The sequence below is a fragment of the Streptomyces sp. Isolate_45 genome, assembly GCF_024721315.2.
Classification (GTDB): domain Bacteria; phylum Actinomycetota; class Actinomycetes; order Streptomycetales; family Streptomycetaceae; genus Streptomyces.
This window is the reverse complement of sequence record NZ_JANFAK020000221.1, coordinates 1-11,677: the sequence shown is the minus strand read 5'-3', so window position 1 is coordinate 11,677 and position 11,677 is coordinate 1. Positions and strand designations below refer to the sequence as shown.

Genomic DNA, 11,677 nt, shown 5'->3' with positions numbered 1-11,677 from the left:
CCCCCCCCCCCCCCCCCCCCCCCCCCCCCCCCCCCCCCCCCCCCCCCCCCCCCCCCCCCCCCCCCCCCCCCGCCCCCGGGGTGAGTAGGCTCGTACGCATGGACCGACCGCAGGAGAACGACGCGTCGTACTGCCCCGCCCCGGCCGCACCCGCCGGGCGGGTGCCCGGGCCGCCGTACGCCGACTGCCTGGAGTGCGGCAAGCCCACGGAGTACGGGGTCGCGACCCCGGGCGTCGTGCTGTGCCCGGTCTGCGAGTGGCAGGAGGCGCAGCGCACCGCCTGCTCCGGCTGACCGGGCGGCACGCCGCCGGGGCTACTTCCCGATCAGGTCGGACACCTTCACGAAGCGGTACCCGCGCGCACGGAGCTCCGGGACGATCTTCCGGATGGCCTCCTCGGTGACCGGGGCCGCGCTGCGCGTGCAGTGCATGACCACCACAGAACCGGGCTTCACCCCGGCGAGCACCTGCTCGGCCACCGCGTCCGGGTCCCGCGCGAACGCGTCCCCGCTGACCACGTCCCACTGCACGGCGGTGACCTTGGCCTCGCGGAGGGAACGCAGCGCCCGGTCGTCGTAGCAGCCGCCGGGGAAGCGGAAGTACGGCACGGTGTTGACGGCGCCGGCCGTCCGGAACGCGGCGAAGGCCCGGTCGACGTCGGCCCGCGCGGCCTCGTCGTCGAGGGTGGGGAGCCCGTAGCAGGGCGCCTTGAAGGCGTGGTGGCTGTACGAGTGGTTCGCGATCTCGAAGTTCGGATCGGTGCCGATGGACTTGGCCTGGTCCGGGTACTCCTCGGCCCAGCGGCCGGTCATGAAGACCGTCGAGGGCACCTGGAGCCGGCGCAGGGTGGAGATCAGCTCGGGGTTGTCGAAACGTTCCCCCGAAGCGGCGCGCGGCCCCTGATCGGCGGTCATGTCGGCGTCGAACGTCAGGGCCACGGTCTTGTCGGTCCGCTGTCGCGCCCGTTCGAAGACCGGGGTCAGTCCGTTGGGGCCGGGGGCCATGGTCGGCGCCCTGCCCGGCGGGCCGGCCTGCGGGGACGCGCCGGAGGGAGTGGGGGAGACGGACTGCGGGGCGCCCGGGGCCGAGGCCGCGGGGCTCCCCATGCGGGCCTGGCCGTCGCCCCTGGACGGAGCGGTGCCGCCCGCGCATCCCGCGAGGGCGGCACCCAGGGCAGCACCGAGGACGGCCACGACGGCCGCTTTGCGCACAGAAGTGGTCACGTAGGCAAAATATATGACTATGTGGCAATCAGACGGGTGCGGCACTCCTCCACGTCGAAGTCACCCGGCGGGTACGCCGGAGCCAACTCCTCCAGGTGCTCCAGCAGCAGCCGGCCGACCGCCCAGTTCCGGTACCACTTCCGGTCCGCGGGCACGATGTACCAGGGCGCCTCCTTCGTCGAGCAGCGCTCCAGCGCCAGCTCGTACGCCTGCTGGTAGGCGGGCCACGCGGCCCGCGCCTCGATGTCGTCCGGACTGAACTTCCAGTGCTTGTCCGGGTCGTCCAGCCGCGCGAGCAGACGCCGGCGCTGCTCCTCGTGGCCGAGGTGCAGGAAGACCTTGACGATGGTCACCCCGTCGTCGGCGAGGTCCTTCTCGAACCGGTTGATCTCGGCGTATCGGCGTTTCAGCACGCTGGGCGACACCAGCTCGCGCACCCGGGCGACGAGGACGTCCTCGTAGTGCGAACGGTCGAAGATGCCGATCTCCCCCGGCAGCGGGAGGGCGTTCGTGACGCGCCACAGGAACGGGTGGTCAAGCTCCTCGGGCGTGGGCGCCTTGAACGACCGGATCCGGCAGCCGGACGGGTTGAACAGGCCGATCACGTGCTTGACCGTGCCGCCCTTGCCGCTGGTGTCCATGCCCTGGAGGACCAGCAGGACCCGGCGGCGGTCGCCCGCCGTGCTCGCCGCGTACAGCCGGTCCTGGAGCGAGGCGAGCCGTTCGGCCATCCGGGCGGTCGCGGCCAACCCGGACGCCTTGTCCGTGGGGCCCGCGGGGGTCCCCGCCGGGTCCGGGGCGGACAGGTCCACCCGCTCGCCGACCGGCACCCGGAGCACCGGCCCGAGGGGCGGCCCGTCGGGGCGGTCCCCGCCCCCGCCGAGGTCCCCGTCCTTCTTCCCGCCGGCTCCCTTGTCCTTCTCGGCCACGGTCACCCACCCCATTCGATCGGTTCCGTCCGATCCTCCGGTAGGTCGAACAGGTTCGCGACACGGTGGGAGCGCTGGGTACGGGACCGAAAACCTGCTGGGGACAGGGAAAGGGATGACGGTCATCGTGGAGAGCCACGCGGCGCCCCGGGGTGGAGTCCGCGTACCTGCCCGAGCACCTGCTCCGGCGGTCCTGGGTGGGGGAGTTCGAGGGGGGACGGGCCCCGCCGCGCGTGGGCCGGGTCAGCGCCAGGGGCCGGTCACCGCGAACGTCGTGCCCGGGGTGTAGGCGTTCACGAACATGGTGCGGCCGTCGGGGGAGAAGGTGACGCCCGCGAACTCCCCCCACTGCGGGTCGCCGGGCGGGCCCACGTCGTCCGCGTTGCGGGCCACCGGGTGGACCGCCCCGCCGGGGGTCACGCCGAAGACGTACTGCTCCCCGCCGCCGTCCTCGCACACCATCAGGCCGCCGTCCGGGGCCAGGCAGATGTTGTCGGGGGAGTCACCGGGCAGGTGCACGCCGGACGACGGGCCGAACAGCACGTCCAGCCGGAGCCGGCGGCGCAGCGGGTCGTAGAACCACACCTGCCCCTGGTGGTCGGCGGCGGATCCCTCCCGGCCGCGGGCGTAACTGGAGACGAAGTACACGCCGGTGCCGCCCCAGTAGCAGCCCTCCAGCTTCTGCGCGTGGGTGATGCCGCGCGGCCCGAAGTCCTGGAGCCGGACGGGCGTCACACGGGCCGACGGATCCGGTACGGGGACCCACTCCACCGGGAACTCGGCCCCGGTCCGGTCCACCCGGGAGAGGTCGGCGAGCCCCGGCACGCGCAGGGCCTCCAGCAGGCCGCCCGCGCGCAGCGAACCGGGTCCGCCGAGGGGCCGGGCGGGCAGGAACCGGTAGAACAGGCCGAAGGGTTCGACGAAGGCGTCCTCGGTCTCGTAGACGACGCCCCGGTACGGGTCCACGGCGACGGCCTCGTGCGCGAAGCGCCCCAGCGCCGTCAGCGGTACCGCGCCGAGGCGTCGCGGGTCGGCGGGGTCGACCTCGAAGACGTACCCGTGGTCGCGGGAGTAACCGGAGTCACCGGCCCGGTCCTCGGTCTCCTCGCAGCTCAGCCAGGTGTTCCAGGGGGTCCGGCCCCCCGCGCAGTTGACGGCGGTACCGGCGAGGCCGACGCGCTCGGCGGTGACACCGCCGGCCGGGTCCAGTTCCAGGACGGTGCAGCCGCCCAGGGCCGCCGGGTCGTAGGTCAGGCCCTCGACGGCGGGGACGCGCAGCGCGGCGGTGGTGCGGTTCTCGTGGTTGCGGACCAGCCGGACGCGGCCGCCGCCCGGACCCGCACTACCCGCGCCCGCACCGAAGGCGGCCATGCCGTCGCAGTTGGCCGGCGTCACGCCCTCGCCGGAGCGCAGGGGCTGCCCGGCGCGCGAGAGGACCCGGTACGAGAACCCGGCCGGCAGGTCGAGCAGCCCGTCCGGGTCCGGCAGGAGCGGCCCGTAACCCGGGGACCCGGCCCCGCCGGCCGCGACCGCTGCCGGACCGTCGGAGGCACCGCTCGCGAAAAGGGCGCCCAGTGCCCCGGTGAAGGTGACCGCGCCTGCCGCCAGCAGGCCGCGTCGGGTGACGGACATCGGCAACTCCCCGCTGTTCCCCTGGAGATGTGACCGGCCCGTGGTACCACGCGGCGTGCGGCGGGTCCGGGCGGCGCGTGCGCGGCCGCGGCTCCGTCACCCCCGCGGGTCCCCGTACGCGGTGCCGTCCCGTCCGGCCGCCGGGGCCGGACGGGACGCGCGTACGGCGGTGATCAGACGAGCTCGGCGCTCAGGGTGATCGTCGTACCGGTCAGCGCCTGGCTGACGGGGCAGTTCTTCTTGGCGTCCTCGGCGGCGGCGGCGAAGCCCTCCGCGTCCAGGCCGGGGACCTCGGCGCGCACGCTCAGGTGGATGCCGGTGATGCCCTCGCCGGGCTGGAAGGTGACGTCGGCCTTGGTCTCCAGGCGGGTGGGCGGGGTGCCCGCGCCCGCGAGGCCGTGGGAGAGCGCCATCGAGTAGCAGCTGGAGTGCGCGGCGGCGATCAGCTCTTCCGGGCTGGTCTTGCCGTTCGCGGCCTCGGCGCGGGAGGGCCAGGAGACGTCGTACGAGCCGAGGCCCGAGGAGTCGAGGGTGACGACACCCTTGCCCTCCAGCAGGTTGCCTTCCCAGACGGTGTGCGCGTGACGCGTGGTGGCCATGGTGATCCCTTCGCAGATGTGGAAACGGTCGGGCGGCGAAAGCGCCCCGACCGTGCCAAACCTACTGGGAGACCAGGGGCTTCGCGTCGCGCGCGAGGGCGGTGAGCCGCGATATGGCTCGGAAGTACTTCTTCCGATAACCCCCGTTGAGCATTTCTTCACTGAACAGCCGGTCGAAGGGCACCCCGGAGGCCAGGACCGGGACCTCGCGGTCGTACAGCCGGTCGGCCAGCACCACCAGGCGCAGCGCGGTCGACTGGTCGGGCACCGGACCGACGTCGGTCAGGCAGACCGCGGCTATGCCGTCCGTGAGCGCGCCGTACCGGCTCGGGTGGACCTTCGCGAGGTGGTCGAGCAGGCCGGGGAAGTCGTCCAGGCTCGCGCCCGGGGTCGCGTACGCGGCCTTGGCGACCTGCTCGTCCGAGAACGGGGCGGGGGCGTCGGGCAGGCCCCGGTGGCGGTAGTCCTGGCCGTCGATCCGCAGCGGCCGGAAGTGCGCGGACAGACCCTGGATCTCGCGCAGGAAGTCGGCGGCCGCGAAGCGGCCCTCGCCGAGCTTGCCGGGCAGCGTGTTGGAGGTGGCGGCGAGCGCCACGCCCTGTTCGACCAGGCGGCTGAGCAGCGAGGACACCAGGACGGTGTCGCCCGGGTCGTCCAGCTCGAATTCGTCGATGCACAGCAGTCGGTGCCCGCCCAGGGTCTGCACGGTCTGCTGGAAGCCGAGCGCGCCGACCAGGTTCGTCAGCTCCACGAAGGTGCCGAACGCCTTGAGCGCGGGCTCCGCCGGGGTGGCGTGCCACAGGGAGGCGAGGAGGTGGGTCTTGCCGACGCCGTAGCCGCCGTCGAGGTAGACGCCGCGCGGTCCTGCGGGGGCCGCCTTGGGGGCCTTGGAGAACCAGCGGCGCTTGCCGGAGCCGCTCGCGTGCGCGCCGCCCAGGCCGGCGGCGAAGCCGCTGAGCACGGTGACGGCCTCGGTCTGGCTGGGCTGGGCGGGGTCGGGCTCGTAGGTGTCGAAGCGCACCGAGTCGAAGCGCGGGGGCGGCACCATCTCGGCCACCAGCCGTTCGGCGGGCACGCGGGGTTCGCGGGCGCACAGGGCCAGCGGGCCCGCGTCGGCCGTCGGGTGCCCGGAGGCAGAACCGGAGGTGGAGAGTGATGTTGACACAGCTCTTAACTCTACGGGGCGTGGCACACTGCACCGATGCGACGCCTGTTCCCTGTGACCGATCAGACATCAGCCCCGTCCCCGGACGCGGCCGACCGCGAGTGGTCGCTCGACGAGCTCGCGGACGCCTACGCCTACCCGGAGCAGGCCCCGGACGGGCACTGGTTGCGGGCGAACATGGTCTCGACCCTGGACGGGGCTGCCCAGCACGACGGTCGCTCGCAGCCCATCTCGGGCGAGACGGACATGCGGATCTTCGGCACCCTGCGGGCACTGGCCGACGTGGTGGTCGTCGGCGCGGAAACGGTTCGCCAGGAGGGCTACCGCCCGGCCCGGGCCCGCGAGGCCTTCGCGGCCCGCCGCGCGGCCGCGGGCCAGGGGGCGGCGCCCGCCATCGCGGTGATCACCGCGAGCATGGAGCTGGACTTCGACCTGCCGCTCTTCACCTCCCCGCTGGAGCCGACCCTGGTCCTGACGGGATCGGCGGCACCCGCCGAACGGGTGGCCGAGGCCCGCAAGGCCGGTGCCGAGGTGGTCATCGCGGGGGACGGGTCCGCCGTGGACCCCGTCCGGGCGGTTCGGGAGCTGGCCGGGCGCGGGCTGCGCCGTCAGCTCACCGAGGGCGGCCCGACGCTGCTGGGCCAGTTCGTGGCCGCCGACGTGCTGGACGAGCTGTGCCTGACGATCTCCCCGACGCTCACGGCGGGTGACGCCCAGCGGATCGCGGGAGGGCCCTCCGTCACGGTTCCGCACCGGCTCGTCCCGGCCCACGTACTGGAGGAGGCCGGGTTCCTCTTCACCAGTTACCGTCGGATCTGAAAAGAGGCGGAATTTGTCGTTCCGCTTTGCTTCCGCCGGGCACATACCTGGGCACAGATATCTGCGCACGGCCCCGCGGGACAGCGGGGCAGGATGGTTTCCGCAGGGGCCGGCCGACCGGCCCCGGCCCATGAAGGAGAGGGCGTCCGTGTTCACGAGCGTATTGATGATCGAGCAGCCGCTGACCACGGTGGACGTGGACTTCGTCACCACCCTCCACGGAGACGACCAGGTGTCCTTCGTCGTGCTCATGCAACCCCGGGGAGACCAGGACCGCCTGCTCCGCGCCATCGACGACGTGGCGCTCGGCGAACTCCCCGAAGCCCTCCACGAAGGCGACGAACCCGAGGGGGCGCAGGCCAGGGGGCCCGCCGAGACGGCACTCGAACACTCCCTCGTCGCCCTGCGCACGAAGGGGGCCACGGCCGTCGGCCAGATCGTCGAGGACCATCCCCTCGACAAACTGAAGGACGTCGTGGACGAGACCGGCGCCGACGAGGTGATCGTCCTGACCGCCCCGCACTTCGTCGAGGAGTTCTTCCACCGGGACTGGGCCTCCCGGGCCCGGCACAAGGTCGGGGTTCCGGTGCTCAAGCTCTTCGCCCACAACGAATAGGCTGGTGCGGTCACACCGCACAGCCCGCCGCAGTCAGCTGCACCCCGCACACGATCCAGGAGCGACCTGAATGAAGCCCGGCCTGCCGACCGCCATGGAACGGCCCCACTTCATCGGCATCGGCGGCGCCGGCATGTCCGGCATCGCGAAGATCCTCGCGCAGCGCGGCGCGAAGGTGGCCGGCAGCGACTCCCGTGACTCCGAGACCGCCCAGGCGCTGCGCGCCCACGGCGCGACCGTCCACATCGGGCACGCCGCCGGCCACCTCGCCGACGACGCCACCTGCGTGGTCGTCTCCAGCGCCATCCGCGCCGACAACCCCGAGCTCGCCCGGGCGGCCGAACTCGGCATCCCCGTCGTGCACCGCTCGGACGCCCTCGCCGGCGTGATGGAGGGCCTGCGCCCCATCGCCGTCGCCGGTACGCACGGCAAGACCACCACCACCTCGATGCTGGCGGTCTCCCTCTCGGCGCTCGGCCTGGACCCCTCGTACGCCATCGGCGGCGACCTGGACGCCCCCGGCTCCAACGCCCACCACGGCGAGGGCGACATCTTCGTGGCCGAGGCGGACGAGAGCGACCGCAGCTTCCACAAGTACACCCCGCAGGTCGCGATCATCCTCAACGCGGAACTCGACCACCACGCGAACTACGCGTCGATGGAAGAGATCTACGAGTCCTTCGAGACCTTCGTCGCCAAGATCGTGCCCGGCGGCACCCTCGTCGTCGCCCACGGCCAGGCGGGCGCCGCCGAGATCGCCGCCCGGGTGTCCGGCAACCCCGACCTCCACGTCGTCACGTACGGCGAGGAGGACGCGGCGGACGTCCGCATCACCAAGATCACCCCGCGCGGCCTGTCCAGCGAGGTCACCGTCGTCCTCCAGGGCCGGATGCTCACCTTCACCGTGTCCGTGCCCGGACGCCACTACGCGCACAACGCCGTCGCCGCCCTCGCGGCCGGTGTCGCGCTCGGCATCCCGGCGCACAACCTGGCCTCCGCACTCGGCAAGTACACCGGCGTCAAGCGCCGCCTCCAGCTCAAGGGCGAGGCGGCCGGCGTACAGGTCATCGACTCGTACGCGCACCACCCGACCGAGATGACCGCCGACCTGGAGGCCATCCGCGGCGCCGCCGGGGACTCCCGCATCCTGGTCGTCTTCCAGCCCCACCTCTTCTCCCGCACCCAGGAACTCGGCAAGGAGATGGGCCAGGCCCTGGCCCTCGCCGACGCCTCCGTGGTCCTCGACATCTACCCCGCCCGCGAGGACCCGATCCCCGGGATCACCAGCGAGATCATCATCACCGCGGCCCGCGCCGCGGGCGCCGACGTCACCGCCGAGCACTCCAAGGAGGCCGTCGCCGACGTCATCGCGGGAATGGCCAAGCCCGGTGATCTCGTTCTCACGATGGGCGCCGGCGACGTCACGGATCTCGGACCGCAGATCCTCGCCCGCCTGTCGAACTGAGGGAGCGGGAACGTCATGGCGTACGAGGTCCACAAGACGGACGAGCAGTGGCAGGCGGAGCTGACCCCGTCCGAGTACCAGGTGCTGCGCCTGGCGGGCACCGAGCCGGCCTTCCGCGGTGAGTACACGGACACGAAGGCGGAGGGCGTCTACTCCTGTCGCGGCTGCGGGTCCGAGCTGTTCCGTTCCACGGAGAAGTTCGAGTCGCACTGCGGCTGGCCGTCCTTCTTCGACGCGAAGGACACCGAGGCCGTCGAGCTGATCGCCGACACCACCCACGGCATGGTCCGCACCGAGGTCCGCTGCGCGACCTGCGGCTCCCACCTGGGGCACGTCTTCGACGGCGAGGGCTACCCGACCCCCACCGACCAGCGGTACTGCATCAACAGCATCTCCCTGCGCCTCACCCCGAAGGAGGCCGCAGGGAACTGAGGTGGTCCTCCAGGGTCCGGCGCGGGTTCCATCCCCGCGACCGGGCCCTGCTCACGTCCAGCACCACCGGGCGGGAGAGCTGGTCCACCGCGTACCGGCTCAGGAACGGCTCGGAGCCCGTCAGCCGCGCCGCCGATTCCGCCGCCCGGGCCGCCGCGAGGGCCACCGGCAGCGGCAGGTGCCGGATCCGGGCCCGCACCCCGTGCGCCCGCAGCACCGCCCCGACCGCCGCGTCCCGCCCGTACGGCTCCGCGTCCGCGATGTTGTACGCGCCCGCCGGCCAGCCGGCGGCCACCAGACAGGCGTCCGCCAGGTTCTCCACCGCCGTCAGGCTCAGCCGCACGTCCGGACCCGGCAGCAGCAGCGTCCCCGCCCGCACCCGGGACAGCAGCCGAGGCAGCAACTGCGTGTCGCCCGGCCCGTACACCGCCCTCGGCCGCAGCACCACGGCACCCCCGGCCAGCGCCAGCGCCTCGCCCGCCGCCTTCGTGCGGCCGTACGCGTTCAGATGACCTGCCCGGGGATGGTCCTCCGAGACCCGCGCCCGCGAACACCGCGGGTCGTACACGCTGGCGCTGCTCACCCACACCACCGGCCGCCCCGCGGCGGCCCGCAGCAGCCGCGCCGTCCCCTCCTCGTTGACCGCCCGCATCGCCGCCTCGGCCCGCCCTCCGGGCACCGGATCGCCCACGGCCGCCGCGCAGTGCACCACGAAGTCGGCCCCAGCCAGATCCGGCTCACCGCGGGCCGCGTCCCAGAACCGGTGTTCCCCCACCGGCCCCGGCCTGCGGCCCACGCACACCACCGACGCCCCCGCCGCGGCCGCCGACCGCGCCACCCACCCGCCGCAGAACCCGCTCGCCCCCGTCACCGCGATCCGCGTCCTCACGCCCCCGCCCCCGTGCCCGCCCGGACCGTCAGCGACCGCCAGCCCGGCAACGCCGCCCGCCGGTCCACCCGCGCCCGCGCCACCACCGGACGGTACGCGGCCAGCACCTCCAGTACGTCGGCCAGCAGGACGGAAGCCAGCCGTGCCCCGGGACACGCGTGCGGCCCCACGCCGAACACCAGCCGCGACACCTCCGGACCCGCCGGATCCAGCGCGTCCGGGTCCCGCCGGTGCGCCCCCGCCGCGTGCCGGGCCACCAGCACCAGCCGGTCGCCGCCGCGCACCGGACAGCCGCCCACCGACCCGGCCGCCGCCGCCACCCGCGGCAGCACCGGAGAGGCCGCCGTGACCCGCAGCAGCTCCTCCACCAGCCGCGGCCGCAGCTCCGGGTCCGCGGCCTGCGCCCACAGCCCCGCGTCCGCGCACCAGGCCACCGCCCGCGGCACCGCCGCCACGGTGGTGTTCACCGCGGCCACCGCCACCATCGAGGACAGCGCGTCCCCGGCACCGGTCAGCTCCCGCAGCCGCGCGGCGGCCCGGACCGCCGCTGCCTCCGCGCCGGGCCTCGGCGGGCCCGGCAGGTGGCTGCGTACCGAAGCGGCCGCCGCTCGCGCGGCGGCCCGCGCCAACGCCACCGGATCCGCGTCCGACCCCAGTAGGGCGACCGCCACCGACCCCGCCGCCTCCCGGGCCAGGGCCACCACGTCCACCTCCCCGCCACCGGCCAGCGGGGCCGACCCGCGCGCCAGCAGCGGCAGCCACACCGGCCGGAGTTCCTCCACCCCGGCCGCCCCCAGCCGACCGGCCAGCGCCCGCCGGTCGGCCCGGTGCCCCGCACCCTCCTGGTCGAACAGCACGTCGCCGTCCCCGCGCAGCGCCGCCCGCGCGGCACCGCCCGTCGTCCCCCGCGCCGCACGGTCCAGCGGCAGCCGGGTCAGCGCCTCCCGGTAGGCGTCCGCGTCGTGCACCAGCAGCGTCCCGCCCAGCCGGCGCACGCCCCGCCCGCGCGTCGCGGCCAGTAGCCCGAACAGCAGCGGATGGCCGCGCAGGTAGACCCGGCGGTCCCGGCGGCGGGCCCTCGCGTGGGTGGGGAGCGCCGGACCGTCGGTCATCGGAGCGGTGATCATCGGACGTGTACCTCTTTCGTGTCGGCGGGCCGGTACCGCCGGTCCCAGTACCAGAGAAGGGTGCGCCGGGCGCCCCAGGACCGCAGCCGCCGCAGACTGTTCCCCACCACCAGTCGTTCGACCCGGACGATCCGCGCACTGTGCTCCCGGGCCCGGTTGAGCAGCCCCACGTCCTCCGAACCCGCCTCCAGCGGCTCCCGGACCGTCCCGCCGCAGCGCACGTACAGGTCGGCCGTGATCCCCAGGTTGTGGCCGTGGCACAGCACGTAGGGGGCCAGGTAGCGGGGATCGCGGTGCGCGGCCCGGAACCGCCCGTACAGCGCCATCAGCCGGACCAGCGCGGGCAGCAGCCGGCCCTCGGCGAAACCCGGCCGCTCGTCCGGGCGCGGTACGCTGCGCCCGCACAGCATCTCGGCGCCGCGCCCGAACTCCGCCCGTGCGACGGCCGTCCAGTCACGGGCGGGCAGACAGTCCGCGTCCGTCCGCAGCAACAGGCTCGCGCCGGCGCGCACCGCGTACCGGAATCCGGTGTCGGCCGCCGTCCCGGCGCCCGGCTCCGGCTCGGCCACCAGCGCCACCGGGAAGGGCGCCGACCGCGCGAACTCCCTCACGATCAGGGCCGTTGCGTCGGTGGAGGCGTTGTCGACGACCACCAGCGAGAAGCCGGTGTCGTCCTGGCCGGCGAGCGCGGCCAAGGTGGCCCCGATCGACCGCTCCTCGTCGTACGCGGGCACGATCACCCACAGGCTCAACGGAGTTCCCCCTCCGAGTCGGCCGCGGC

At 74.2% G+C, this 11,677-nt stretch carries 13 protein-coding genes; 5 read left to right on the top strand and 8 right to left on the bottom strand.

Annotation, left to right across the window (positions count from 1 at the left end; genetic code table 11):
* Positions 1–98 precede the first annotated feature (98 nt).
* Positions 99–293: a hypothetical protein gene (locus NOD94_RS37515; RefSeq protein ID WP_281210719.1), complete on the top strand. Its 195-nt coding sequence runs from the start codon at positions 99–101 to the stop codon at positions 291–293.
* Positions 294–314: 21 nt separating this feature from the next.
* Here the strand turns inward: NOD94_RS37515 and NOD94_RS37510 are convergent, their stop codons facing one another.
* The 5 genes from NOD94_RS37510 to zapE all read right to left on the bottom strand — a co-directional run bounded on the left by NOD94_RS37510 (position 315) and on the right by zapE (position 5,548).
* Positions 315–1,223, bottom strand: a complete 909-nt coding sequence (locus NOD94_RS37510; protein WP_281210718.1) for a polysaccharide deacetylase family protein — start codon at positions 1,221–1,223, stop codon at positions 315–317.
* A gap of 17 nt (positions 1,224–1,240) precedes the next feature.
* Positions 1,241–2,062, bottom strand: coding sequence for a PPK2 family polyphosphate kinase (locus tag NOD94_RS37505; protein ID WP_281210721.1), 822 nt, complete (start codon positions 2,060–2,062; stop codon positions 1,241–1,243).
* A gap of 333 nt (positions 2,063–2,395) precedes the next feature.
* Positions 2,396–3,784 (bottom strand): alkaline phosphatase PhoX, encoded by a 1,389-nt coding sequence (locus tag NOD94_RS37500; protein ID WP_281210717.1) that lies wholly within the window; start codon positions 3,782–3,784, stop codon positions 2,396–2,398.
* Positions 3,785–3,957: 173 nt separating this feature from the next.
* Positions 3,958–4,383 carry an OsmC family protein gene (locus NOD94_RS37495; RefSeq protein WP_281210716.1) on the bottom strand — a complete coding sequence of 142 codons (426 nt, stop codon included), beginning with the start codon at positions 4,381–4,383 and terminating at the stop codon, positions 3,958–3,960.
* Positions 4,384–4,444: 61 nt separating this feature from the next.
* Complete coding sequence (gene zapE / locus NOD94_RS37490; RefSeq protein WP_281210715.1) at positions 4,445–5,548, bottom strand: cell division protein ZapE; 1,104 nt, start codon at positions 5,546–5,548, stop codon at positions 4,445–4,447.
* Between the two features lie 36 nt (positions 5,549–5,584).
* Here zapE and NOD94_RS37485 point away from each other — a divergent pair, with 36 nt between their 5' ends.
* The 4 genes from NOD94_RS37485 to msrB all read left to right on the top strand — a co-directional run bounded on the left by NOD94_RS37485 (position 5,585) and on the right by msrB (position 8,880).
* A complete protein-coding gene (locus NOD94_RS37485; protein WP_281210714.1) occupies positions 5,585–6,367 on the top strand; it encodes a pyrimidine reductase family protein in 783 nt (260 codons plus the stop codon).
* Positions 6,368–6,515: 148 nt separating this feature from the next.
* The gene (locus tag NOD94_RS37480; RefSeq protein ID WP_281210713.1) at positions 6,516–6,983 is read left to right on the top strand and encodes an indole-3-glycerol phosphate synthase; all 468 of its coding nucleotides are present in this window, start codon (positions 6,516–6,518) and stop codon (positions 6,981–6,983) included.
* Positions 6,984–7,053: 70 nt separating this feature from the next.
* Positions 7,054–8,448 carry a UDP-N-acetylmuramate--L-alanine ligase gene (gene murC / locus NOD94_RS37475; RefSeq protein WP_281210712.1) on the top strand — a complete coding sequence of 465 codons (1,395 nt, stop codon included), beginning with the start codon at positions 7,054–7,056 and terminating at the stop codon, positions 8,446–8,448.
* Between the two features lie 15 nt (positions 8,449–8,463).
* A complete protein-coding gene (gene msrB, locus NOD94_RS37470) occupies positions 8,464–8,880 on the top strand; it encodes a peptide-methionine (R)-S-oxide reductase MsrB (protein WP_281210711.1) in 417 nt (138 codons plus the stop codon).
* Here the strand turns inward: msrB and NOD94_RS37465 are convergent.
* The 3 genes from NOD94_RS37465 to NOD94_RS37455 form a co-directional block, all read right to left on the bottom strand.
* The gene (locus tag NOD94_RS37465) at positions 8,852–9,769 is read right to left on the bottom strand and encodes an NAD-dependent epimerase/dehydratase family protein (RefSeq protein WP_281210710.1); all 918 of its coding nucleotides are present in this window, start codon (positions 9,767–9,769) and stop codon (positions 8,852–8,854) included. The genes msrB and NOD94_RS37465 overlap by 29 nt on opposite strands.
* A complete protein-coding gene (locus NOD94_RS37460; protein ID WP_281210709.1) occupies positions 9,766–10,896 on the bottom strand; it encodes a cytochrome P450 in 1,131 nt (376 codons plus the stop codon). Before NOD94_RS37460 ends, NOD94_RS37465 begins: the two co-directional genes overlap by 4 nt.
* Positions 10,893–11,677, bottom strand: a 785-nt coding sequence (locus NOD94_RS37455) for a glycosyltransferase family 2 protein (protein ID WP_348652373.1), incomplete at its 5' end; no start/stop codon positions are given. The genes NOD94_RS37455 and NOD94_RS37460, both read right to left, overlap by 4 nt.

Excerpts from the sequence above, each read along its gene's own strand:
- NOD94_RS37515 (WP_281210719.1), top strand. The coding sequence starts at position 99 with ATGGACCGACCGCAGGAGAACGACGCGTCGTACTGCCCCGCCCCGGCC.
- NOD94_RS37500 (WP_281210717.1), bottom strand. The coding sequence starts at position 3,784 with ATGTCCGTCACCCGACGCGGCCTGCTGGCGGCAGGCGCGGTCACCTTC.
- NOD94_RS37495 (WP_281210716.1), bottom strand. The coding sequence starts at position 4,383 with ATGGCCACCACGCGTCACGCGCACACCGTCTGGGAAGGCAACCTGCTG.
- NOD94_RS37485 (WP_281210714.1), top strand. The coding sequence starts at position 5,585 with ATGCGACGCCTGTTCCCTGTGACCGATCAGACATCAGCCCCGTCCCCG.
- murC (WP_281210712.1), top strand. The coding sequence starts at position 7,054 with ATGAAGCCCGGCCTGCCGACCGCCATGGAACGGCCCCACTTCATCGGC.
- msrB (WP_281210711.1), top strand. The coding sequence starts at position 8,464 with ATGGCGTACGAGGTCCACAAGACGGACGAGCAGTGGCAGGCGGAGCTG.
- NOD94_RS37460 (WP_281210709.1), bottom strand. The coding sequence starts at position 10,896 with ATGATCACCGCTCCGATGACCGACGGTCCGGCGCTCCCCACCCACGCG.